At 70.0% G+C, this 24342-nt stretch carries 23 protein-coding genes; 13 read left to right on the forward strand and 10 right to left on the reverse strand.

Features of this window, described 5'->3' with window-relative positions; translation table 11 throughout:
* The first annotated feature begins 26 nt into the window (after nt 1-26).
* Nucleotides 27-428, forward strand: coding sequence for a DUF302 domain-containing protein (locus RR1_RS06310; RefSeq protein WP_010839949.1), 402 nt, complete (start codon nt 27-29; stop codon nt 426-428).
* Nucleotides 429-529: 101 nt separating this feature from the next.
* Nucleotides 530-1129, forward strand: a complete 600-nt coding sequence (locus RR1_RS06315) for a helix-turn-helix domain-containing protein (protein ID WP_010839950.1) — start codon at nt 530-532, stop codon at nt 1127-1129.
* A gap of 13 nt (nt 1130-1142) precedes the next feature.
* On the opposite strand, the gene RR1_RS06320 is transcribed toward RR1_RS06315, so the two are convergent.
* The gene (locus RR1_RS06320) at nt 1143-2138 is read right to left on the reverse strand and encodes a PDR/VanB family oxidoreductase (protein WP_040775105.1); all 996 of its coding nucleotides are present in this window, start codon (nt 2136-2138) and stop codon (nt 1143-1145) included.
* Nucleotides 2139-2546: 408 nt separating this feature from the next.
* Here RR1_RS06320 and RR1_RS06325 point away from each other — a divergent pair, with 408 nt between their 5' ends.
* From RR1_RS06325 to RR1_RS06350, 6 genes are all read left to right on the forward strand, one after another.
* The gene (locus RR1_RS06325) at nt 2547-3305 is read left to right on the forward strand and encodes an ABC transporter ATP-binding protein (protein WP_010839952.1); all 759 of its coding nucleotides are present in this window, start codon (nt 2547-2549) and stop codon (nt 3303-3305) included.
* Nucleotides 3302-4177, forward strand: a complete 876-nt coding sequence (locus RR1_RS06330) for an ABC transporter permease (RefSeq protein ID WP_010839953.1) — start codon at nt 3302-3304, stop codon at nt 4175-4177. The genes RR1_RS06325 and RR1_RS06330 overlap by 4 nt, the downstream gene beginning before the upstream one ends.
* Before the next feature lie 62 nt (nt 4178-4239).
* A complete protein-coding gene (locus tag RR1_RS06335) occupies nt 4240-5439 on the forward strand; it encodes a substrate-binding domain-containing protein (protein WP_238559083.1) in 1200 nt (399 codons plus the stop codon).
* 17 nt (nt 5440-5456) lie between these two features.
* Entirely contained in the window at nt 5457-6779 is a 1323-nt protein-coding gene (locus tag RR1_RS06340) for an FAD-binding oxidoreductase (protein WP_040775107.1), read from the forward strand.
* A 13-nt stretch (nt 6780-6792) separates the two neighbouring features.
* On the forward strand, nt 6793-7587 hold the full coding sequence (locus tag RR1_RS06345) for a creatininase family protein (RefSeq protein ID WP_010839956.1): 795 nt from the start codon (nt 6793-6795) through the stop codon (nt 7585-7587).
* A gap of 25 nt (nt 7588-7612) precedes the next feature.
* Nucleotides 7613-8644, forward strand: coding sequence for a bile acid:sodium symporter family protein (locus RR1_RS06350; protein ID WP_010839957.1), 1032 nt, complete (start codon nt 7613-7615; stop codon nt 8642-8644).
* On the opposite strand, the gene RR1_RS06355 is transcribed toward RR1_RS06350, so the two are convergent.
* Both RR1_RS06355 and RR1_RS06360 read right to left on the reverse strand, forming a co-directional pair.
* A complete protein-coding gene (locus RR1_RS06355) occupies nt 8586-9836 on the reverse strand; it encodes an amidohydrolase family protein (protein ID WP_040775067.1) in 1251 nt (416 codons plus the stop codon). The genes RR1_RS06350 and RR1_RS06355 overlap by 59 nt on opposite strands.
* A 72-nt stretch (nt 9837-9908) precedes the next feature.
* Complete coding sequence (locus RR1_RS06360) at nt 9909-10550, reverse strand: NAD(P)-dependent oxidoreductase (protein ID WP_010839958.1); 642 nt, start codon at nt 10548-10550, stop codon at nt 9909-9911.
* A 54-nt stretch (nt 10551-10604) separates the two neighbouring features.
* Between RR1_RS06360 and RR1_RS06365 the strand changes: the two genes are divergently transcribed.
* From RR1_RS06365 to RR1_RS06380, 4 genes are all read left to right on the forward strand, one after another.
* Complete coding sequence (locus RR1_RS06365) at nt 10605-11483, forward strand: helix-turn-helix domain-containing protein (protein WP_010839959.1); 879 nt, start codon at nt 10605-10607, stop codon at nt 11481-11483.
* Nucleotides 11484-11493: 10 nt separating this feature from the next.
* A complete protein-coding gene (locus RR1_RS06370; protein ID WP_010839960.1) occupies nt 11494-12081 on the forward strand; it encodes a flavin reductase family protein in 588 nt (195 codons plus the stop codon).
* Nucleotides 12082-12156: 75 nt separating this feature from the next.
* Entirely contained in the window at nt 12157-13008 is an 852-nt protein-coding gene (locus RR1_RS06375; RefSeq protein WP_010839961.1) for an NmrA/HSCARG family protein, read from the forward strand.
* A 13-nt stretch (nt 13009-13021) separates the two neighbouring features.
* Nucleotides 13022-13771, forward strand: a complete 750-nt coding sequence (locus RR1_RS06380; protein ID WP_010839962.1) for a pirin family protein — start codon at nt 13022-13024, stop codon at nt 13769-13771.
* Between the two features lie 26 nt (nt 13772-13797).
* Here the strand turns inward: RR1_RS06380 and RR1_RS06385 are convergent, their stop codons facing one another.
* From RR1_RS06385 to RR1_RS06410, 6 genes are all read right to left on the reverse strand, one after another.
* The gene (locus RR1_RS06385) at nt 13798-14991 is read right to left on the reverse strand and encodes a PucR family transcriptional regulator (RefSeq protein ID WP_010839963.1); all 1194 of its coding nucleotides are present in this window, start codon (nt 14989-14991) and stop codon (nt 13798-13800) included.
* Nucleotides 14992-15169: 178 nt separating this feature from the next.
* Nucleotides 15170-17647 carry an ATP-dependent Clp protease ATP-binding subunit gene (locus tag RR1_RS06390; protein WP_040775115.1) on the reverse strand — a complete coding sequence of 826 codons (2478 nt, stop codon included), beginning with the start codon at nt 17645-17647 and terminating at the stop codon, nt 15170-15172.
* Between the two features lie 153 nt (nt 17648-17800).
* The gene (locus RR1_RS06395; RefSeq protein WP_040775117.1) at nt 17801-18787 is read right to left on the reverse strand and encodes a pirin family protein; all 987 of its coding nucleotides are present in this window, start codon (nt 18785-18787) and stop codon (nt 17801-17803) included.
* On the reverse strand, nt 18784-19383 hold the full coding sequence (wrbA, locus tag RR1_RS06400) for an NAD(P)H:quinone oxidoreductase (RefSeq protein WP_040775119.1): 600 nt from the start codon (nt 19381-19383) through the stop codon (nt 18784-18786). The genes RR1_RS06395 and wrbA overlap by 4 nt, the downstream gene beginning before the upstream one ends.
* A gap of 92 nt (nt 19384-19475) precedes the next feature.
* Nucleotides 19476-20474 carry a carbohydrate kinase family protein gene (locus RR1_RS06405; protein ID WP_010839967.1) on the reverse strand — a complete coding sequence of 333 codons (999 nt, stop codon included), beginning with the start codon at nt 20472-20474 and terminating at the stop codon, nt 19476-19478.
* A 63-nt stretch (nt 20475-20537) separates the two neighbouring features.
* Nucleotides 20538-21287 (reverse strand): ANTAR domain-containing response regulator, encoded by a 750-nt coding sequence (locus RR1_RS06410; RefSeq protein WP_010839968.1) that lies wholly within the window; start codon nt 21285-21287, stop codon nt 20538-20540.
* 199 nt (nt 21288-21486) lie between these two features.
* On the opposite strand from RR1_RS06410, the gene RR1_RS06415 reads away from it, so the two are divergent.
* Nucleotides 21487-23712 (forward strand): acyltransferase family protein, encoded by a 2226-nt coding sequence (locus tag RR1_RS06415; RefSeq protein ID WP_081634251.1) that lies wholly within the window; start codon nt 21487-21489, stop codon nt 23710-23712.
* Here the strand turns inward: RR1_RS06415 and RR1_RS06420 are convergent.
* Entirely contained in the window at nt 23693-24316 is a 624-nt protein-coding gene (locus tag RR1_RS06420; RefSeq protein WP_081634252.1) for a TetR family transcriptional regulator, read from the reverse strand. The two genes, RR1_RS06415 and RR1_RS06420, sit on opposite strands and share 20 nt — an antisense overlap.
* Nucleotides 24317-24342 lie beyond the last annotated feature (26 nt).

Below are 24342 nucleotides of genomic sequence, written 5' to 3' on the forward strand. Positions count from 1 at the left end.
GTGACCCGTGTGAAAGGAGTGCAACCGTGACCACACCCGCGATCGCGACCGAACTCGAGACGGACTTCGAGGACGCGGTCGAACGTACCCGGGCGGCGTTGCAGGAGCAGGGTTTCGGTGTCCTCACCGAAATCGACATGCAGTCGACACTGCGCGCGAAGATCGGTGAGGAGATCGAGCGCTACGTCGTCCTCGGGGCGTGCAATCCGCCGATCGCGCACCGTGCCGTTCAGCTCGAGCCCACCGTCGGATTGCTGTTGCCGTGCAACGTCGTCGTTCGCGAGGATCGCGAGCGGCCGGGCATCGTGCGGGTCGAGGCGATGGATCCCGATCTCATGGTGCAGGTGACGGGCCGTCCCGAGCTGGAGCCGGTGGCGGCCGAGGCGTCGGCACGACTCGGAGAGGCGATCGCGAACCTGTCGCGGTGAAGTCGCTCGCTCTCGGTCCCGTCTGCCGCCCGCATCGGCGAATCGCCGCTACCATCGGTCGAAAGCCCGTACACGAGAACGGCTGACGACAGGAACGGCAGATGGCAGGAGCGCTCACCGATGCTCCACCCGACGTCTCGCTCGGGTCGGCGATTCGTGCGCGGCGACGCGAGCTCGGTCGTACGCTCGTCCAGATCGCCACGGACACAGGGCTTTCGCATTCGTTTCTCAGTCAGATCGAGCGCGGGCTCGCACGTCCGTCGATGCGGTCGCTGTATCTGATCGCGAGTGCCCTCGCGACGACGCAGCAGAGTCTGCTCGCGCGCAGCGCGGGCGCTGCGGACACCGCCGCGCGCCCGACCGCTGCACGCACGACGGGGCCCGCCGCGGATCAGGGCGTGCACGCCGCGCGGCTCGTCGACCACGAACCCGGATACGCCGATGTCACCGAGATGACCGTCACGACAGACACGTTCGCCGAGTTCTTCCGACATTCGCGTCGTGAGCTCGTCTACGTCGTGGCGGGCACGATCGAGGTCGAACTGCGCATGCCCGGATGCGCGGAGTCCGAATACCACGTGCTCACCGCACGCGAGAGCATCGTGTGCCCGGGTGGGATCGACCATCGTCATCGCCGCCACGGCGTCGGCCCCGCGGTCGTCGTCCTCGACCACTCCGGCGGCGCCGGCGACGAGGACTGACGCGCGGCCTCGGTCAGAGTTCGAGCACGAGCCTCGCCCCGCACGCGCGGGACACGCAGATCATCATCGTCTCACCCTCGGCGCGCTCCTCGGGTGTGAGCACGGAGTCGCGGTGGTCGATCTCGCCGACGACGACGTCGGTCTCGCACGTGCCGCACGTGCCCTCCCGGCACGACGACACGACGACGACTCCGGCCTCCTCCGCGACGTCGAGGATCGAACGCTCCGGCGACACCGTGAGCGTCCTGCCGCTGAGCGTGAGCTGCACGTCGAACGGGGTGGTCCGCGCGGGCGCGTCCTGTTCGCGGGGGACGAAGCGTTCGGCGAAGACGTCGACGGCGGGAATCGGCTCGCACCACGCGGCGGTCGCTTCGAGCAGGCCCGCGGGGCCGCAGCAGTAGACGGCGGTGCCGGGCTCGGGGGTACCGATCGCGTCGGCGAGGTCGATCCGGCCCGAAACGGTGGAGTCGTGGATCACGACGTGGTCGCCGTATCGTGCGACGAGGTCGTCGGCGTAGGCCATCCGGTCGCGGCCGTGCCCGGTGTAGACGAGCCGCCACGGCCGCCCCGTCGCGGCGGCCGCCTCCGCGAGGGCGAGGGTCGCGGTGATCCCGATGCCGCCGGCCACGAACACGTATCCGGCGGCGCGCACGAGCGGAAAGTGGTTGCGGGGACCGCGCAAGGTCACCTCCGCGCCGGGAACGAGCAGCGTGTGCGCGAGTACCGACCCACCGCGCCCACCCGGCTCCCGCAGGATCGCGACCGTCGGCAGCCCGGAGTCGTCCGTGCACAGCGAGTACTGCCGCACGATCTGCGCGCCGGACTCCGGATCACGCAGCACGACGTCGACGTGCGCACCGGCCTCCCAGTGGAACGGGACAGCGCCGCCTCGATGTGGAGACGAGTCGTGCGGACGGAACGAGATCTCGGCGATGTCGGGGGTGAGATCGCGACGCGCGTGGACGACGGCGTCGACGTCGGTGACGGTGGTGGCTGCGGCGGTGGTCACGAGAGCGGACTCCTGGGATGTGCGGATCACGCGATCCGCGTGTGGGTACGACGACGTGCGGGCACGACGAACAGGGCACGAAAGTGTCGGGCGCACCGGGGGTCCCAGCCGAGGACGTCGCCGATTCTAGGCGGACACCGCCCGCAGGGGCGGCTCGGACGGAGTGTTTACGCAATCGGCGATCCGGTTAACGAGAGTGAAACACGCCGCACCCCATACTGGGGATGTTGATGGGGTCAACATTTCCCGTCGCGATCGTGCCGCACACCGTCGTCCGGCACGGGTGCTCGCCCGTGGTCCCAGCCGGTCCCGCAGCGAATCCCCTTCTCGTACGAAGCCATGTCTGTCAGGAGGCGCCAGATGGCCGTGCCACCCACCCGAGCGGCGACCGTGCCACCCGCCCGCCCGATGGCCGAGGCGTCGCCCGCGCCCGGACGGCAGGTGCTCGGTTTTCAGGGCACCGATCTCGTGTATCCCGGTGGAACGCACGCACTCGACAGCATCGATCTCACGGTCGCTGCGGGCGAGTTCGTCAGCGTCGTCGGTCCTTCCGGCTGCGGCAAGTCGACGCTCCTGCGCATCGCATCGGGGCTCGAGACCGCGACGGCCGGATACGCGCAGGTCGGTGCGAACCGCATCGGATACGTCTTCCAGGACGCGACGCTGCTGCCGTGGCGGTCGGTGCGCGACAACGTCGCACTGCTGGCCGAACTCGACGGCGTGGGCAAGGCCGAGCGCTACCGCCGCGCCGACGAGGCGATCGAACTCGTCGGGCTCGCCGGCTTCGAGAAGCACCTGCCGCACATGCTGTCCGGCGGTATGCGGATGCGCACGTCGGTCGCACGATCGCTCACGCTCGATCCCGAGCTCTTCCTGTTCGACGAGCCGTTCGGCGCGCTCGACGAGATCACCCGGCAGCGGCTGGGCGACGAGACGTCGAAGCTGTTCGCCGACAGGCGCTTCGCCGGACTGTTCGTCACCCACTCGGTCTCCGAGGCGGTCTACATGTCGACGCGCGTCGTCGTGATGTCGGGCCGGCCCGGCCGCATCGTGGAGGACATCGCCGTCCCGTTCGATCATCCCCGCGAACCGTCGCTGCGGTTCACCCCCGAGTTCACCGCCATCGCCGAGCAGATCTCGGACGCACTGCGGGAGGCACACGCATGAGCAGGACCGATCTCGTGACGAAAGCGGAGGAAGCGCAGGCAGGAGCGGTGGCGACCGACTCCTTCACGCCGCCGCCGGCCGGGGCGGCGACGCCCCGGCGCTCGTGGCTGCCGATCGTCGGGCCGCTCGCGGTCCTCGCCCTCATCATCGCGCTCTGGTACGCGATCACCTATCTCGTGCTCGATCCGTCTCGGCGCTTCCTCATGCCGCCGCCGCACGAGGTGATCACGCAGGGACTGTTCGGCTCCAACGCGCCGGAGATGCTCGAGGCGCTCGGCCGCACGACGAGCGTCGCGCTCACGGGCCTCGCCATCGCCTTCGTCGTCGGCGTCGCGTGGGCCGTCCTGATGTCGCAGGCGCAGTGGGCCGAGACGTCGCTGTTCCCGTACGCAGTTATCCTGCAGTGCATTCCGATCCTTGCGCTCGTCCCGCTCATCGGCTTCTGGTTCGGCTTCGGGTTCTCCGCGCGCGTCCTCGTGTGTGTGCTGATCGCACTGTTCCCGATCGTGTCGAACACGCTGTTCGGACTCAAGTCGGTCGATCGCGGGCATCGAGAGCTGTTCGCGCTGCACAAGACCCGGCGCATCACGCGCCTGATCAAGCTCGAGTTCCCCGCGGCCCTTCCCGCGATGTTCGCGGGTCTACGGATCTCGGCGGGGCTCGCCGTCGTCGGTGCCATCGTCGGCGACTTCTTCTTCAAGCAGGGCGCGCCGGGTATCGGCATCCTGATCGACAACTACCGCTCGCGTCTCCAGTCGGACGAGCTGTTCGCGGCGATCCTGCTCGCGTCGGCGCTCGGCGTCCTCGTCTTCGCGTTCTTCGGTTGGCTGTCGAACCGCGTGGTCGGCAAGTGGCACAACGTGAAGCGCTGAGTCCCCGAGTTTCTCGACCCGTTCGTCCCCACCAGCAAGACATCCACACACCAGGAGTGTTCATGTCACGTGCATCGTCCGCCTCTCCCCTGCGCCGGCGCGCGCACGCCCGTCGCGGTGCGTTCGTGGCACTCGCGGCCACCACGGGCCTCGTCCTCACCGCGTGCTCGGGTGAGGACGCCGCCACCGCGAGTTCGGGATACGACGGCCCGATCGGCGCGATCGACCTGTCGCAGGACTGCCCTGCGACCGTGGTGATCCAGACCGACTGGAACCCCGAGGTCGAGCACGGCGGTTCGTACCAGATGCTCGGCCCCGACCCGCAGATCGACGCGAACTCCAAGCGCACGAGCGGCCCGCTCTTCGCGAGCGGCGAGTACACCGGCGTCGACCTCGAGATCCGTTCGGGCGGACCGGCGATCGGCTTCCAGTCGGTCACCTCGCAGATGTACCAGGACCCCGACATCATGCTCGGCTACGTCGACACCGACCAGGCGATCTCCAACTCGGGGAACAACCCGACGATCGGCGTGTACGCGGCACTCGAGAAGAGCCCGATGATGCTCATGTGGGATCCCGAGACGTACCCCGACGTCGAGCGGATCGAGGACCTGAAGGACACCCCCGCCAAGGTGCTCTACTTCGAGGGCGAGGCGTACATGGACTACCTCACCGGCTCGGGTGTGCTGAACCCCGATCAGGTCGACGGCAGCTACGACGGCACGCCGGCGAACTTCGTCGCGGCCGGTGGCGCCAACGGGCAGCAGGGATTCGCGTCGTCGGAGCCGTACGTCTACGAGAACGAGGTCGAGGGCTGGAAGAAGCCCGTGAACTTCGAGCTCATCCACGACACCGGCTACCCGACCTACAAGTCCCCGCTCGCGGTGCGTGCCGACGCGCTCGAGGAGAACTCCGCGTGCCTGGAGAAGCTCGTGCCGGTCATGCAGCAGGCGTCGGTCGACTACTTCGCCGATCCCGCGGCCGCCAACGCCGTGATTCTCGATGCCGTCGAGCAGTACAACACCGGCTGGGTGTACGGGCAGGGCAACGCCGACTACGGCCTCGAGACCATGACGGAGCTCGAACTCGTCGGCAACGGAACGACTCCCACGCACGGTGACTTCGACGAGGCGCGCGTGCAGCAGCTCATCGACATCACCCGCCCCGTGTTCAACGAGCAGGGCAAGGACGTGCCCGCGGACCTGGCCCCGGACGCCGTCGTGACCAACCGGTTCATCGACGAGTCGATCAGCTTCCCGTGAACACGACGCCCGTGACGATGGCCCCGGCATCGGAGGTCGGCCGCCCGGAGTTCGGGCGCGACGACGTCGATGCGCTGGCCGACGACCTGGTGCGCATCCTCGGACCGCGCGGCGTGAGTGCACTACCCCGTGCGCTCACCCGCGCGTCCAAGGACGGCTCGGGCATGAGCCCGATCCTCACCGCGCAGCAGCCGCTCGGCCGCGTCGACCTCGTGTGCTATCCGAAGTCGATCTCGCAGGTGCCCGCCGTCGTCCGGGCGGCCGTGCGTCGTGGCGTCCCCGTCACGACGCGCGGCAAGGGAACCGGCAACTACGGTCAGGTGGTGCCGCGCTTCGGCGGGCTCGTGATGGACACGACGTCGCTCGCCGCGATCGTCGAGGTCGGCGACGGCAGCATCACGGCCGAGGCCGGTGCCCGCATGATCACGCTCGAACAGGCGGCGTGGGACACCGGACAGCAGCTCTGGATGTATCCGTCGACGGCGCAGTCCACGCTCGGCGGATTCCTCGCGGGCGGTTCGGCGGGGACCGGCACGATCGTCCACGGCCGCAATCACATGGGCTTCGTGGCGGCGCTCGACGTCGTCTACGCACACGAGGACGCCGAGATCGTCTGCCTCACGGGCGACGACGCACAGCCGCTCGTGCACACGTACGGCGTCGCCGGCGTCATCGCCCGCGCGACGGTCCGGCTCGAACCGCTGCAGCCGTGGCGGTGCGTGTACACGAGCTTCCCCGATCATCACGCGGCGTTCGGCGCAGCAATGGAGGTGCGCGACGTCTCGCCCGCGCCGCGGCTGTGTTCGGCGGACGGCGCGGAGATCTCGTCGCATCTGCCGTCGGACGAGGGCATTCCCGCGGGCCGTGCGAGCCTGCGGGCGATCGTCGACGCCGCCGTCGTCGACGAGGTCGAGGCGATCGTGCAGCGGCACGGTGGTCGGGTCGAGATCGTGCGCGACGGACTGCAGAACACGATGCGGCTCTCCACGATCTCGTACAACCATCCGACGTGGTGGCTCCAGAAGGCGCAGCCGGACCGGTGGTTCCACATGGAGGTGCAGGGCGACGCGCTCGTCGAGCGACTCGACGAGGTCGAGGCCGTGTACGAGGGCGGGATGCTTCACCTCGAGGTCGGTCACGGGCGAATGTTCGGGATGCTCAACGGGATCTACCGCGATCCCGACACCGTGTACGCCGGGGTTCCCGAACTCGAGAAGCTGGGGGTGGGCGTCCACTCTCCGCATCAGTCGTACGTCGACCTCGACGCCGACCGCATCAAGGCGATCGCGGCGCGGACCGACCCCCAGGGGTTGCTCAATCCCGGAAGGTGGCTGTCGTGAAGGGCAGCGGCACATGACGACCCGCAACAGACGCTACGTCGACCTGTCCACGACCGAGGTCGCCGACGTGCTGTCCGAGGATTCGATCCTCGTGCTGCCGACGGGGGCCGTCGAACCGCACGGGCCGCACCTGCCGCTCGCGACGGATCTCGTCATGGCGGAGGCGCTCGGCGCCGAACTCGTCGCGCGCGGCGCCGCGGCCGGGCACGACGTCTGGCTCATGCCCGCGCTCGCGTACACGAAATCGGACGAGCACGCGCGACTTCCGGGAACGATGTGGCTGACGGCCGAGACGCTGCTGCACACGCTCGTCGACCTCGGCCGGTCGATCGCCGCCACGCCTGCCAGGCGGTTGCTGTTCGTCAACTGCCACGGCGGCAACTCGGCCCTGCTCGAGGTCGCGCTGCGGGAGTTGCGGCAACGGTTCGATCTGCAGACCTTCCTGTACTCCGGACCGCCGCGTGCGGGCGAGACCGAACGCGGCTTCGGCATCCACGCCGGGCACGTCGAGACCTCGATGATGCTGCACGTGCGGCCGGACCTCGTCGACATGACGAAAGCCGTTCGGGCGGTGCCCGTGTCGATCGCGGATGCTCGCTACGTCGGCTTCGGCAAGCCCGTCCGGTTCGGGTGGCTCGCCGACGACTTCCACGAGAGCGGCGTCGTCGGCGACGCGCTCCACGCGAACGCCGGCCAGGGAGCGGAGTACTTCGGCGAGACCGTGGACACCGTCGTCGCGGCACTGGACGAGATCGCCGCCTTCGACCCCGGTCGCGTCCGTGCGCTGCGAGACACCACGCAACCGTGACGACCTCCCCGCGTACCGTCCTCGTGTGAGCATTCTCGGCAGATTCTCGATCGACGGCTTCGTCCTCGCACTGCTCGGCGCCGTCGCGGTCGCGAGCATCTTCCCGGCGACGGGAACCGCCGCCGACGTCGTCGGCTGGGCGACGACGCTCGCCATCGGGTTGCTGTTCCTGCTGGGCGCGCGGCTCTCCCCCGCCGAGGCGTGGCATGGAGTCCGGCACTGGCGGCTGCACTCGGTGATCCTCGCGATGACGTTCGTCGTGTTCCCGCTGCTCGGGCTCGCCCTGCGGGTGCTCACTCCGGGCATCGTGACCGACGAGCTCTACACCGGAATCCTGTTCCTGTGTCTCGTCCCGTCCACGGTGCAGTCCTCGATCGCGTTCACGTCCATCGCGCGTGGCAACGTCGGCGGCGCGATCGTGAGCGCGTCGTTCTCCAACATCGTCGGGGTGTTCGTCACGCCGCTGCTGGTCGTGCTCCTCATGACGACGACGGGCGACGCTCACGTCGACGCCTCCTCGGCCGTCGCGATCCTGCTGCAGCTGCTCGTGCCGTTCGTCGTCGGTCAGCTGCTGCGCCCGCTGGTCGGCGGATGGGTGCAGCGGCACGCGAAGCCGACGAAGATCGTCGACCGCGGGTCGATCCTGCTCGTCGTCTACGCGGCGTTCGGCGAAGGCATGAACCAGGGGATCTGGAGCACGATCTCGGTCGGGCAGATCCTCGTCCTCGCAGCGGTGTGCGTTGTCCTGCTCGCGGTGGTGCTGGGAATCTCGGCGGGGCTCGGGCGGCTGTTGCGCTTCGACGCCGCGGATCGCATCGTCATCCTGTTCTGCGGGTCGAAGAAGAGCCTCGCATCGGGTCTGCCGATGGCCGCCGTGCTGTTCTCGGGCAGCCAGGTGAGCCTGATCGTGCTGCCGCTCATGCTGTTCCATCAGATCCAGCTGATCGTGTGCGCCGTCCTGGCGCAGCGGCTCGCGCGGCGGCGCGAGGCCGAGGAGATCAGCCCCGGTACACCGACCGCTCCAGGCGAGCCGCAGCGACGAGCCGCCCACCCTTGAGGACATAGCGTTCGGGCGACGCCGTCGCGATCGCGTCCTCGAGATCGGTCGCCCGGATCGCCAGCAGATCGGCCACGCCACCCGGCCGGACGCTCGCGTCGGGCAGGCCCATGACCTCACGGGCGCCCGTGCTCACGGCGCGATACGCCTCGGCCGTCGTGAGATGCCCGGCCGTCACCAGCAGCATCGCGGTCTCGAGTGCATCGCTGCGGCCCAGCGGATTGAACGGATCGCGGACGTTGTCGGCGCCCGCGCCGAGCGGTACACCGGCGTCGAGCAGCGCCCGGATCGCGGTGAGACCGCGCGGCGTTGACACGGGGTGATCCCAGCCCTGCAGATACAGATTGGTGATCGGCAGCGTCACGATTCCGATCCGGGCGCCCTGGACGGCCGCGACGACCCGAGCGAGAACCTCCGCGTCGAGCGTACCGAGGCTCACGCAGTGGCCTGCCGTCACGCGCCGGTGACGGGGCCAGTCGCGAACGACGCCGGCCATCTCCTCGAGCGTGAGCGAGCCGGGATTCAGTTGCTCGTCGGTGTGCATGTCGACGCCGACGTCACGGCGCTGGGCGACGGCGAGCAGACGGCGCAGATCCCCCGACGGATCGGGGGTGTGGTGCGGTGATCCGCCGACGAGATCGACCCCGAGATCGAGGGCGTCCTCGAGGACGTCGTCGCCGATGTCGTACGGGCACAACGCCACGAGCTGGATGTCCATCATCTCGCGGAGCCGCTCCCGCACCGCGACGAGGGCGTGGACGCCGCGGAGCGGATCGGGGCCCGCGAGCAGATCGACGTGGGTGCGAATCGCGGTGGTGCCGTTCGCGAGGAGCGCGGTCGCCGCGCGTTCGGCACGCGCGGCGATGCTCTCCACGGTGAGGTGCGCGCTGTACTCCCGCCACGACGCGATAGCCGTTCCGAGATCTCCCATCGGTGGCCGAATCTCATTCCACGACAGCGCCTTGTCGAGATGCGCGTGCGGTTCGGCGCCCGCCGTGAGCAGCAGGTATCCGGTGAGATCGAGTTCGCCGGCGCCGACGGGATCGAGTGAGGGCTCTCGGATCTCGCGGATCGCCCCGCCCTCCAGAACGACGTCGGCGACCTCGCCCCCGCCCAGAGTCGCGTTGCGCAGGAGCGCGACGTGGCGCCCGTCCGCGAGAGGGCCGGCGACGTCGTCGGTGGGTGTGAGCATGCGCAAAAGCCTAGTCGCAGCGGGTGCTTCGCGCCGTGTGGGTTGCGCCGTGCGGGTGACTCTCGCGTGCGGTCAGTACCCGACCGTGAAACGCCGATTCACGTGCCGGTGGGAAGCGAGCTCGTCGACGAAGGCGAGGGCGTAGTCCGCGCCCGAGATCTGCGAACTGCCGTCCTCGGCGAACACGGGCGTGTCGTCGCCGGTGCGATACGTGCCGGTGCGCTCACCTGGTGCGAACGATCCGAAGCCCACGGCAGGGCTCAGGTAGACCCAGTCGATGCCGTCGCCGTTCTTCTGCAGCCACGTGAGGACGTCGGCGTGCGCGAGCGCCTCGGGACGGAACGCGGCCGGGAAGTCCGGGGAGTCGACGAGGCGGCCGCCGCCGGGCGCCACCAGGCTTCCGGCGCCACCCACCACGGCGAGACGGGCGCTGCCCGCGTCGACGGCCTCGGCGATCACGGGCATCGCCCCGAGGAGGTCGGTGCTCGCCGCCGACACCGCGATCGCGACGACGTCGTGGTCCTTCGCGAGCCGGCGGAGGAGGTCCTCGTCCGAGATCTCGCCGCGGACGTACGTGACGCCGGGAGCGGCGTCGGCCGGATCGTGCCGCGAGACGACGGTGACGCCGTACCCGCGGGCCACCGCCTCTCGCGTGATGTGTCCGCCTGCGTAGCCTGTGCCGCCGATCACGGCGAGGGTCGGGTTTTCGCTCATGAGGTAATTTTGGGACGAACGAGCGCTGCAGTCACGGTCGGAACGGGTCAAATCATGGTGGACACGAGACAACGGGACGAGACCTCGATCACGGTGCGCAGTGTGGGCTATCACCCGCCTGCCGGCCGCGAGGGATCCGTCGAGGCATGGCCGCTCGCCGCCACCGCCGAGCGGGTCGGCGACGCCGCCGCCGACCCGCAGCGGCTGGACTTCCACCTCCTGATCGCGGTCGCGGAGGGGCGCACCGAGCACGTGATCGACTTCGAGCGGCACACGCTGCGCCGCGGCTCGATCGTGTGGGTACGTCCGGGAGTGACGCACCGGTGGGGCGAACTCGGTGCGGTGGACGGATACGTGGTGGTGTTCCCCGACGCCGCGCTCGACCTGCGGGTCCGCGGGCTCACCGCGTCGTCGTGCCAGTACGCCCCGCGCACGTGGCAGTTCGACGACGACGCCGCGACCCGGCTGCTCGCGCAGTTCGAGGCCCTGCACGCCCTTGCCGACGCCGCCGAGCCGTCGACCTTCGACCGCGCCGCGAGCGAACATCTGCTTGCGGCGGTGCTCGTGCAACTGGTCGGCGCGAGCCCGCTCCCGGCGGTGCGGCCGTCGGCCGGTTTCACGCGGTTGCGTGACGCCGTCGAACAGCATCACGCGCGGCTGCACTCCGTCGCGGATTACGCTGCACTGCTGGGATATTCGCCGAGGACGCTCGCACGAATCAGCCGCGACGCCGTGGACATGTCGCCGAAACAACTCATCGACGATCGAATCCTGCTCGAGGCCAAGCGAATTCTCGTGCACAGCGATCTCAGTGCGGCGCGGGTGGGAGCCACGCTCGGGTTCGACGACTCCTCGAACTTCGGTGCGTGGTTCACGGCCCGTGCCGGGGAGACGCCCGACAGATTTCGTCGGGCAGCGCGGGGACACCACTAGACTCGGTGCCATGCGCACAACGTTCGTTCCCGCCGACATGCGTCCCTCGCGCGTCTACCGCCTCGTGACGGCCTCCGTTGTGCCCCGGCCCATCGCGTGGGTCTCGACCCGCTCGGTCGACGGCGTTCTCAACGTCGCGCCCTACAGCTTCTTCACCGTCGCGTCGAGCGAGCCGCCGATCCTGCAGTTCACGTCGGTCGGGCGCAAGGACAGCCACCGCAACATCGCGGAGACCGGTGAGTTCGTGATCAACATCGGCACCGAGTCGCTCGTCGACGAGATGAACGCGACGTCGGCATCGCTGCCGCCCGACGTCGACGAGTTCGCCCACGTCGGGCTCACGCCCGAGCCGAGCGACCGCATCGCGGTGCCGCGCGTCGCGGAGGCGCCGATAGCCTTCGAGTGCACGCTCGAGCGGCTGCTCGACGTCGGCAACTGCTCGCTCGTCTTCGGCGAGGTCGTCTCCGTGTCGGTGGCCTCGGACGTGCTCGCCGACGACGGCCTCCCCGACTTCGCGGCGCTCGCGCCCCCGTCACGGCTGGGCCGATCGGAGTGGGGGCTCACACCGCCCACCGTGATCCGCGATCGCCCCGCGTGAGCGGAGCCGCCCACGCGGGGGTGCACGGCCGGTAGCGTCGAGAGCGACGGTGCGGGCGATCGAGGAGGCGTTGACGTGGCAGGCGAGCCGATTCTCGTGATGGGTGCGACCGGAGGTCAGGGCGGTGCCGTCGTCACCGCGCTGCTGGAGAAGGGGGCAGCGGTCCGCGCCTTGTCGCGGCACGCGAGCTCGGGGCGTGCCGACGCGCTCGTCGAGGCGGGCGCGGAGGTCGTCCAGGGTTCGCTGGACGATCCCGCGTCGCTGACGCGGGCGATGGACGGTGCCGCGGCGGCGTTCGCGGTGACGACACCCTTCGAGCAGGGCATCGACGAAGAGGTCCGGCAGGGCCGTGCGATCCTGCAGGCAGCACGCGACGCGCGGCTGCCGCATCTCGTGTTCAGTTCGGTTGCGGGTGCCGACACCGACAGCGGCGTACCGCATTTCGAGAGCAAGGCCGGCGTCGAACGCGAACTCGCGAACGGCGACATCCCCTACACGATCCTCGGCCCGACCTACTTCTACGACAACATGCTCGGCGGACTCGGCGAGCTCGAGCGCGGCATCCTCGAACTCCCACTCCCCGTCGATCGCCCGCTGCAGCAGCTCGCGCGCATCGACCTCGGCAGGTTCGCCGCGAAGGTCCTGCTCGATCCGGAGCCGTATCGCGGCCGTCGCATCGAGCTCGCGAGCGACGCGCCCACCCCGCAGCAGATGGCCGGGACGCTCTCGGACGTGCTGGGGTCGGCCGTGCGCCCCGTCGTGACCCCGCTCGATCTCGTCCGCAACGCCGACATGCATGCGATGTGGACCTTCCTCAACGGTCCCGGGTACCGCGTGGACGTCGAGGGGTTGCGGTCCGCGAATCCCGACATCGCGTGGACGTCGTTCGCCGAGTGGGCCGCACAGACGTTCCGTGCAGCCGAATGACGCGAGCACAGCGATGACCACGGCGACAGCGGCGGTGATCCGATCCGGCCATCGGACGATCCTGCGGCTCGAGGACATGACGAGCCGGCACTCGTTTCCGTTCGCGGGCAACTTCCGGCTCGAGGACAACGCACACGGACTGCTCCTCGTCAACAACGAGGACACCGTCGACGCGGGTGCCGGTTTCGACCGGCACACCCACGTCGAGACGGAGATCGTCACGTGGGTCGTGAGCGGCAGCCTCGTGCACCGGGATTCGCTCGGCAACACCGCCCTCCTCACCCCTGGTGCCGCGCAACGAATGTCGGCCGGAACCGGGGTGAGTCACTCCGAGTACAACGATTCGTGGGCGATCACCGGGGAGCGCCACCGTGAGCCGCTGCACGTCGTCCAGATGTGGATTCCACCGGACGAGCCCGGACTCACGCCCGAATATCAGGACCTGCCGCTGGGGGATCGGCTCGCGGGCGGTGGCCTCGTGCCCGTCGCGACGGGAATGCCGCGCTACGTCGAGGAGACCGAGGGGCGGCTCCGCAACCGGAACGCGACGCTGCACGCGGCACGGCCGGGGCCGGGCACGCACGTGGCGATCCCGGACGCGCCGTACGTCCACGTCTTCGTCACGCGCGGCGCGCTGCAGGCATCCGACGGCACGCGCGTGGGGCCGGGCGACGCGGTGCGGCTCACCGGGGCAACGGGTTTCACGCTCGACGCGGTGGAGGACTCCGAGATCCTGGTGTGGGAGATGCACGCCCACGCGTGATCTCCCGGTCGTCCCGGGGCCCGGCGTCAGCCGACGGCGTCGAGCGTGCGTGCGATGAGGGCGGCCTGCAGCGGCCGCAGGCCGGACGCGCGGGTGGGATCGAATCCGGTCAGCTCGGCGATCCGCTTGAGTCGGTAGTCCACGGTGTTCGCGTGCACGTGCAGTTGCCGGGCGGTGCGCTGCCGGTTGAGGTCGTGCGAGATGTGCACCTCGAGAGTGCGGATCAGATCGGGCGACTTGTCGAGCGGGGAGAGCAGTTGCGCGAGCTGGCGCCGTCCGTCGCCCGGCCGCATCAGCTGGTACTCGTACACGAGATCCGACATGCGATAGACACCCGGACCGCGGCCGAGATGCTCTGCGAGATCGAGGAGTTCGTGGACGCGGTCGGCCATGTCGCGGACGTCGTCGCGCGCCGCGTGACCCACCGCCGCCGTGACGGGAACCTCGGCTGCACCGGACAGCCTGCCGACGAGCCGATCGACCGTCTCGTCGTCGGGCCTGCCGGGGACGAGGATCGTGCCGCCCGTCGAGTCGAGCAGCGACAGTGCCTCGGGTCCGCAGCACGCCGCGAGTTCGGCCCGCACCCGGCGTGCGGTACGCCGTGCCGCGGTCTCGGGCTGGAGGTCGTGACGGCTCTCGTCGGGATGCGGCGACAGCCGCAGCGCCGCGACGAGGTAGTCGCTCGCGATCTCGATACCGTGGTGACGCGCCGGAGCTGCAGTGGCCCGTCCGCTGAGCAGGGCAGCGGCGGCAGTGTAGGACGACGTGTGGTGCTCGCTCGCGGCGAGCTCGAGCTCGCGCACGTACGCGGCGGATGCCGCACGCGTGATCGACGACAGCAACCCGATGACGAGGTGACCGCCCTCGTCGATGTCGACGGGCACATCGGCGGCGATCCGGCTCCAGCCCATCCGGAACCCGTCGTGAATGGTCTCGAGGACGGTGTCGAGCGGGATGCCGTCGCGTGCCCACTGCGCCGCGGCGGCGCCGAACTCGCCCAGGTCGTCGTCGGTGGGGGCGTGGCCGCCGCCGAGCGCGCTCGACGTGAGCCGGAGACATCCGCGCGCGATCTCGTCGGTCCGGATACCACCGCCCACGCGCAGCCCTCTGCTGCCCGGCGCGGCACCGTTCTCGCTCGCCCTGATCCCGGCGCCGGCCCGGGCGTCGCCGCTCGTCCGGACGTCGTCGCCCAGCCGGATGCCGCTGCCCAGAATCGCCATGTGCGCATCTCCCGGTCGTCGCACGTGCGCCACCGCTTGCGATGCGGTGGCAAGCCTGCCGACAGCGTAGTGATCTCGTCGTGACCGGAGGTGAGAATCGGCCGACCGGGGACATTCGATCGCGCGAGTGAGGTCCGGGCCGCCCGAAGTGTCCGAACAGTCCGGAAACCGCGCGACGTCAGGCCGACGCGGTCCCGGTGGGCGAGACAACGCCGACGGTGATCTCGCCGTCGGACGCGTCGACCCGCACCGTGTCGCCGCCGGTGATCGCGCCGTCCAGCAGCATGCTCGACAGCCTGTTGTCGAGTTCCTTCTGGACGGTGCGCCGCAGCGGCCGGGCCCCGAACTCGGGCGCGTAGTCGTGCTCGGCGAGCAGATCCTCGGCGGCGTCGGTCACGTCGAGCTCGACGTCCTGTGCGCGCAGCAGCCGCCGCGTCCCGTCGAGGATCAGGCCCACGATGTTCCGCAACTGGCTCCTGTCGAGCCGATGGAAGACGACGGTCTCGTCGATGCGGTTGAGGAACTCGGGACGGAAGTGCGAGTGGAGCCGCTCCATCAGCTGCGGCGTGATCGCCTCGACGTCGCCGCCGGGCGCCGTGAGGATCAGATCCGAGCCGATGTTGCTCGTGAGGATGACGATCGTGTTCTTGAAATCGACGGTCCGGCCCTGCGCGTCGGTGACGCGGCCGTCGTCGAGCAATTGCAGCAGCACGTTGAACACGTCCGCGTGCGCCTTCTCCACCTCGTCGAACAGAATCACCGAATACGGTTGCCGCCGAACCTTGTCCGTGAGCTGACCCGCTTCGTCGTAGCCGACGTATCCGGGTGGCGCGCCGACGAGCCGCGACACGGTGTGCTTCTCCTGGAACTCGCTCATGTCGAAGCGGATCATGCGCTCGTCGTCGCCGAACACCGCCTCCGCGAGGGCCTTCGCGAGCTCGGTCTTGCCCACGCCCGTCGGGCCGAGGAACAGGAACGATCCGATCGGCCGATTCGGATCGGCGAGACCCGCCCGCGCGCGCCGCACCGCCTCGGCGACGGCCGTGACCGCCTGCTCCTGCCCGATCACTCGATCGTGCAGGACGTCCTCGAGGGCGAGTAGCTTCTCGCGTTCCTCCGCCGTGAGGTCGGCGACGGGGATACCGGTCTGCCGCGAGACGACCTCCGCGATGTCGACGACCGCGACCTCGGGTGTCGCGCTCGCATCCGCGCTCCCGAGCGCCTCGCGCTTCTCGGTCAGTTCGGCCTTGAGCCGGTTCGCACGCTCGTAGTCCTCCTTCTCCACGGCCGAATCCTTCTCGCGTTCGAGCCGCGCGATCTCCTCCTCCGCGCTGCGCGTGTCGGCGTCCGGCATCTTGGTGCGTAGCCGCACCCGCGCGCCGGCCTGATCGACGAGATCGATCGCCTTGTCCGGCATGAAGCGGTCGGTGACGTAGCGATCGGAGAGTTCCGCTGCGGCGACGAGAGATTCGTCGCTGTAGTGCACCTGATGATGCTCCTCGTACACGTCGACGAGCCCCCGCAGAATCTCGATGGTGTCGTCCACCGACGGTTCGGCGATCATGACCGGCTGGAAGCGCCGTTCGAGCGCGGCGTCCTTCTCGATGTGCTTGCGGTACTCGTCGATCGTCGTCGCACCGATCGCGTGCAGATCGCCGCGTGCGAGCGCGGGCTTGAGCATGTTGCCGGCGTCCATCGAGCCCTCGCCGCCCGCGCCGGCACCGATGATGGTGTGCAGTTCGTCGATGAAGATCACCAGCTCGTCCGAGTGCGCGCGCACCTCGTCGAGCACCTTGGTGAGCCGTTCCTCGAACTCGCCGCGGTACTTGCTGCCCGCAACCATCGCACTCACGTCGAGCGCGACGACGCGGCGATCCGCGAGCGTCGACGGGACGTCGCCGTTGACGATGCGCTGCGCGAGTCCCTCGACGATCGCGGTCTTGCCGACACCGGGATCGCCGATGAGGACCGGATTGTTCTTGCGGCGCCGCGAAAGGATCTCGACGGTCTGCGCGATCTCGTCCGTCCGCCCGACGACGGGATCGATGTTCCCCGCCCTGGCCTCTGCCGTGAGATCGCGACCGTACTCGTCGAGCGTCGGCGTCGTGCTGTTCGCCGCGCCGCCCCCCTGCGGCGACTCCAGCTTGGCTCCCGAGAGCGCCTTCGCCGCCGGGCTCTCGGGGTTCGACGCGATCCCGAGGAGGATGTGCTGCGGGCCGATGTAGCTGGCGCCGGACTCGCCGGCCCGGCGCTGCGCGTTCTTGAGCGCGAGCCTCGCCGCGGGAGCGAGCGTGACCGAACCCTCCTCGTCCTCGTCACCGGGCTCGTGCGGGGTGGCGCCCGCAGCGGCGATGTCGCGCATCTGCGTCGCGACGGCGTCCGGATCCAGCCCGAGACCGCTGATGACGCCGCGCGTGGGATCCGCGAGCGTCGCGGCGTAGAGCAGGTGCTCCGGGGTGATCTCGGTGCCGCCCCAGTCGAGCACCGCCTGCCGTGCGAACGACACCAACTGCTTCGCGTCGTCGTCGAGCAGCCGGCCGAGATCGACGCGCTGCACCTGCTGTCTCGGTCTGCCGCCCGACCCGAAGAAACGGCCGAAGATGTCGTCGAACGGATCGTTCGAGAACGGGCTTCCGGAGATCCAACCGTCGGTCATGAGCACTGCACCTCACGGGTCTACGCAGGGCGTCTGCGAGCGGGACGTGGCCGACTCGACGTTACGCGCGGCGAAGACCGCTGCGGAGCGTTATCGCGCCGCCGCCCCCGGGGCCGTGACCGGCATCGGGAGCGGCGACCGGGTATGACGCAGTCAGCGATTCGGGTTGCGCCGAGGCTTCAGCCGCACGCCCGGAAGCGCGGGCGCGGGCAGCCGATCGCCCGGATATCCCTCGACCGCACCGAACCGGTCGTCGGCGCGTTCCCACGCGTCGCGGAAGGCGACGATCTCCTCGTGGGTGCGGCCGATGAAGTTCCACCACATCACGATCTCCTCGTCGAACGGCGTGCCGCCGAGCAGCACGACGCGGGCGCCCGAGCCGGTCGCGTCCGTGATCGCGAGAGTGTCGCCGCCCGGCCCGCGGAAGCCCAGCTCACCGCGGTCGACTCGAGAGCCCGACACCGTGACGGCCCCGGTGTCGACGAGGACGGCGTGCTCGAACGCCGGGTCGACGTCGAGCGTGAGCGTGGCCCCGGCGTCCACGACGATCTCCGCGCCGAGCAGCGGCGTGAACGTGTCGATCGGCGACGCGACGACCTCGCCCGCGAACCGCAGCGACCCGATGAAGACGCGGACGCTCCCGCCCGCGACCGTCACGACGTCGGGGACGTGATGATCGAACGCCCGTGGTGCGTCACGGGACTCCGCCGGAAGCGCGACCCACAACTGCACGCCGTGCAGCGTCGTCGTGTCCGGCGTCGACACCTCGGTGTGGGCGATGCCGTGGCCGCCCGTCATGAGATTGACCTCCCCCGGCCGCACCATCGCGTGGCTGCCCATGCTGTCGCGATGCTCGATCTCGCCGGTGAACAGCCAGCTCACCGTCTGCAGCCCGGTGTGCGGATGCGGCGCGACATCCATGCCGCCCGTCACCGAGACGTCGTCGGGGCCGTAGTGATCGGCGAAGCACCACGCCCCGACGAAGGACCGCTCCCGCGACGGGAGCGTCCGCCGCACCGTCATCGCGCGGGGGCCGCCCAGCGGGACGTCGCGCGAACCGATGATCTCCACGGCGTCGGGTGCGGGCTCGGCCTCGCGTTCGCAGACGCGCTCGGGTGGATCGAGTTCGAGGTTGCTCACCACTCCAGTTTGCCCGCGACCCACACGACTCGCTGGGCGAGGTGATCGAGCGCGACGAGCGTCGTCTCCTCGAGTTCGTTGGTGTTGTCCGGGCCGGTGACATGGCTGACGCCGTACGGGTTTCCGTCCGCGAACTTGAGTGCGTCGGTGTAGCCCGGCGGAACGATGACCCCGCCGAAGTGCATGAGCGACGTGTAGAGCGCCGTGAGCGTCGTCTCCTGGCCGCCGTGCAGCGTCTGGCTCGACGTGTACGCCGCGTACACCTTGTTCGCGAGCTTGCCTTCCGCCCACAGTCCGCCGAGTCCGTCCATGAACGCCTGGAAGGGCCCCGCCGTCGCGCCGAACCGGGTCGGCGAGCCGAGGATCACCGCGTCCGCCCACACGAGATCGTCGCCCGTCGCGGCCGGTTCGTCCTTCGTCGCTTCGTAGTTCGCCGACCAGGCCGGGTTGTTCGCGAAGGTCGACGGATCGCGGGTCTCGGCGATGTGCCGCAGCCGGACCTCCGCGCCCGCGTTCTCGCCCGCCATCGAAAGACGTTGGGCCATCTTGGTTCCGTGCCCGGTGGAGGAGTAGTACACGATCGCGAGCTTGGTCATCGGCTGCCTTTCGTCGGAGCGCGCGTGCCGTCCGGTCACGTCGATGCCCACGCTAGAACCGCCACCTCGCTCGCCGCGGGCGTTCCAGCAGATCAGGCGGGTGACGCCTGCCCCATGTCCCGGGTGCTCGGCGGGTCGGCGCCCGGCCGTGCGACGGTGAGCGCGGACGAGCGCGCCGCCCACTCGAGTGCCGTGCGCACGTCGTCGAGAGATGCGGCGGCGAGCCGGTCGCGCGCCCCGCGTCCCAGCAACCCCGCGCGCAGCAGCGCGTCGATCAGTCCCGACATGAAGGCGTCGCCCGCGCCGACGGTGTCGACCACCTCGGCGGGCACTGCGGGAACCTCCACGATTCCCGCGCCGCACGCCGCGACGGCGCCCTGCGCGCCGCGCGTGACGACGACGAGAGCAGGACCGCCCGGCGCGAGCAGCGCCACGGCGGTGTCGACCGGATCGCCGCCGCCGGTGAGCCACGCGAGGTCCTCGTCGCTCGCCTTCACGACGTCCGCGAGCGCGCACCACTGCATGATCCGGTCGCGGGCCGCGGCGGGATCGTCGACGAGGGTCGCCCGGACGTTGGGGTCGTAGCTGACCGTCGCTCCCGGCCGCCGCGCCGCAACGAGTGCGCGGACGGCCTCGGCGCCGGGATCGAGCAGCGTCGCGATGGAACCGGTGTGGACGTGACCGGCGGGAGGCGGTGTGACGTCGGCGGGCAGCGCCCACCGCAGATCGAAGGTGTACGTCGCGCCGGCGCGCTCGTCGAGTTCCGCGAGGGCCGTCGACGTCCGCGCGGAATCGGGATCGCCGTCGCTCCCGGACACGACGCTCCCGGGCGCGAGGGCGACGTCGGACGCCGCGAGGTGAGCGGCGATGCGGTCGCCCCGCGCGTCGTCGGCGAAGCGCGTCAGGAACGCCACGGAACGGCCGAGCCGCCCGAGCCCGACGGCGACGTTGAGTGGGCTGCCACCGACGTGTTCGTGCGCGTCGCCGCCGCGGGGCGCGACGATGTCGACGAGGGACTCGCCGACGACGAGCACGCTCTCGTCGGCGGGTGCGGACCCTGCGGTGAGCGCTGTCTCTTCACGGCCGTCCATGCTCGACGAACCTACCGGGCCGGACCCGCCGGGACGAACGACCGGGAGCGAGTCGCGCCCGCCTCACTCGGTGACGGGTTCGGCCATCGTCTCGACGATTCGCTGTGCGAGCGTGGCGAGTTTGACGTTCTCGCGCTGCGACGCCTCGACGAGGAACTCGAAGGCCGCGTCCGCGGAGATCGACCGCAGCGCCATGAGGATCCCCTTCGCCTGCTCGATCGTCGCCCGCGTCTGCATGGCACGTCGCAGGCCGTCGATCTCGGCGTGCGCGTCCGCGGCGTTGTGCGCGACGGTGAGCACGTTCTCGGCGGACGAGGTGTAGACGCGCAGCAGTGCCGCGTCCAGATCGCTGAAGCCGTGATCGCCGAGGCTGTAGAGATTGAGCGACCCGACCATCCCCGCGGCGGCGATCCGCAGCGGAGCCGACAGGAAGCTGTGGACGGGCGGGCTCGTCGCGCGGGCCGTGAACGCGGGCCACATCCGCACGGCGCCGGACCACGACGCGCGGACGACGCGGCCGAGGCCGGGGGCATCGAGTGTCGGACCCTCGCCGGTCGCGTACTGATGCCGATCGATCTCGACGACGGCCGCATCGGTGTAGGCCGTCGTCTCCGCGCGGTCCGGCCGCTCGAGCAATGTGATGCCCGCGAGTTCGGCATCGGGGAACGTGTCGACGACCTGCCCGCACAGGTCGTTCATGAGTTTGTAGACCTGCGGTCTGTTCTGCAGGCTCCGAGAGATTCCTTCGAGTGCCGCGCCGACCGCGTCGACGCGAGCGAGCGCGTCGGGTCCGGTCGAATCCCGGTCGAACATCCGTCTCGATACCTCGCATCTGCCGAGGCAGGTGTGGACACCTGCCGATCTCGATCGGCAGGTGTCTCTACCGAAGCTCGACCAAATATAACGGGACGGTCGTGCACAAATCTCACCACCACACCGCAGTGGGAGAAACTGCAGCTCGGGGCACGTGCCACATCCGGTCGCCGAGTCCGCGAACAAGATACCGCGCGGTATGAGATTGTGCGGCACGATACCGCCGATTCCCGGTGCGCCGCGGGCAGTGTGGATAATCGGACTGGATCCCCCGCGTGATTCCTCGTGGTTCACGCGTGCCCGAAGACAGGATGGACTTCGTTTCGTGACCGCTTCCGACCACGCAGTGACCGGCGCGTCCGCAGCGCACGGCACCGCAGCGCCGGAGCGGACCGCGGCCAACCCGTACCGCTACGACCTCGACGGATTGCGCGGAATCGCGATCGGACTCGTCGTCGTCTATCACGTGTGGTTCGGCCGCGTCTCGGGCGGCGTCGACATCTTCCTCGTCCTGTCCGGCTTCTTCTTCACCGGAATGCTCGTGCGCCGCGCGACGGCGTCGGGCGGTCCGTCCGTCGTCGAGGTGATCAAACGGACCGTACGGCGGCTCGTACCGGCCCTCGCGTTGGTGCTTCTCGTCACAGCGATCGTCGTCGCCGTCACGCGGCCCATCACGCAGTGGCGCGGAATCGGCGACCAGCTCATCGCGTCGATCCTGTACTTCCAGAACTGGCAGCTCGCGTGGACGCAGTCCGACTACGCCGCCGCGGACGCCTCCGTCAGTCCACTGCAGCACCTGTGGTCGATGTCAGTGCAGGGGCAGTTCTATCTGCTCGCCCTGCTCGTCATCGCCGCGATCGCGTGGGGCTGCCGCCGCACCGGCCGGATCGGCGCGCTCGTGCCCGTCCTCACCGTCGTCGTGGCGACGGGCACCGTCGCGTCGTTCGTGTACGCGACGCTCGAGTCGAACGCCGACCAGGCGCGGGCGTACTACGACAGCGGCGCCCGGCTGTGGGAGCTGCTCGCCGGTGCCCTCCTCGCGCTCGTGATCCACCGCGTCTCGCTCCCGCTCCTGCTGCGCCGGCTGCTCGCGCTCGCGGGCTTCGTCGTCGTGCTGGGCTGCGGCATCGTCATCGACGGCGGCGCCGAGTTCCCGGGCCCGCTCGCCCTCGTCCCCGTCGGTGCGGCCCTCGCGCTGATCCTCGCCGGCGCCGGGCCGGGACGGCAGCCGTACATCGTCGGGATGCTCGCCCGCAAGCCGTTCGTCGAGCTCGGCGCGATCGCCTACGCGCTCTACCTGTGGCACTGGCCGCTGTTCGTCTTCTACCTCTACGCGGAGGGCGGCGACGACGTCGACCTCGTGCAGGGGCTCGGCATCGTCTTCGCATCGCTCGTCCTGGCGTGGCTCACGAACCGCTACGTCGAGAAGCCCTTCACCGCACGCGAGAAGCCGCGCGGCCCCGCGCTCTACTGGCGGCGCGCCCTCACACCGATCGTGGCGCTCATGACCGTCGCCGTCCTCGCGGTGCCGGCCGGGTGGACCTGGTACCTGTCCAATCACGTCTCGACGACGACCGAGGCGGTGCCGCTCGATCCGCGCACCCACCCCGGCGCCCTCACCCTCATCGACGGCGTCCCCACACCCAAGGCGCCCGTCGCGCCGAGCGTGCTGCAAGCGCCGTCCGACTACCCGCAGCCCACCGTCGACGGGTGCATCACCGAGTTCAACCACACCGACGTGCTCACGTGCGCGTACGGCGACGTCGAGTCGCCGATCTCCATCGCGGTCATCGGCAGCTCCCATGCCGAGCACTGGATGCCCGCGCTCGACGAGATCGGCAAGGCCCGCGGCATCCGGATGCAGACCTACCTCAAGATGGGCTGCCCCATCACGCTCGGCGAGGCGGGGGCCGCCCCCGACGCCCCGGCCGACTGCCGCGACTGGTCCGAAGGGGTCGTCGCGCAGCTCGCGATCGATCAGCCGGCGTGGGTGTTCACGACGTCCACACGGCCGAACCCGGAGGCGCCGGGGGACTTCACCCCGCCCGAGTACATCGAGCTGTGGGCGCGCCTCGCGGACCTCGGCATCCCGCTGCTGGCGATGCGGGACACGCCGTGGCTGCACGACGACGGCGTCGCCTACTCCGCGGTGGACTGCATCGCCGACGGCGGCACCCCCACCACGTGCGGCATGCCGCGCGACGCCGCGCTCTCGCCGGTCGATCCCGCTCTCGTTCCGGCGGCGGCGTTCCCGCTGGTGTTCCCGATGGACATGAACGACGCGGTGTGCGACGACCGCGTGTGCCGGGCGGTGCAGGGCAACGTGTTCGTCTACCACGACGCCCACCACCTGTCGGCGTCCTACGTGCGCACGATGATCCCCGAGCTCGACCGGCGGCTGGGATTCACCACCGGGTGGTGGTAGCCGCTCCGCCCAGGCCGCAGCCGATCAGCGACCAGAACTCGTCGAGGCGCGCGCGCAGCGCGGCGTCCTCGTTCGACGTGATGTGCACCCGATGGGCGCCGAACATCATCGCCGTGAGCACACGGGCGAGCGCGTCGACGTCGACGGTCGGCGCGATCGCCCCGGAGTCGGACGCGGTCACCGCGAACCGGGCGAAGGTGTCGCCGAGGGTGTTCAGCAGGACGACGCGCCGTTCGAACGGCACGTCGTCGGACGTCGCGATCGAGCACGCGGCACGCAGCACCGGGCCGCGCTCGATGAGGTCGGCGACGATGTGGGTGAAGAAGACCATGCGCTCGAGCGGGTCCGACGTGTGCGAACCGTCGGTCGCGACCTTCTCGGCATGGACGATCGCCTGCGTGCCCGCGTCGACGATCGCGTCGACGAGATAGTCCTTGCTGGGGAAGTGATAGTAGAGGGCGCCCTTCGTGACGCCGACCGCCGAGACGATGTCGGTCAGTGCAGTGGCGGCGACTCCCCGTTCGGCGACGTGGAGCGCGGCGCTCGTGAGGATCGAGGCTCGCGTGGCCAGTGCACGGTCCTGCATCTGAACTCGGCTGCGCATGGGGCTCCTCACTGTCGAGACCGTCG

The organism is Rhodococcus rhodnii NBRC 100604, assembly GCF_001894925.1.
GTDB classification, from domain to species: Bacteria; Actinomycetota; Actinomycetes; order Mycobacteriales; family Mycobacteriaceae; genus Rhodococcus_F; species Rhodococcus_F rhodnii.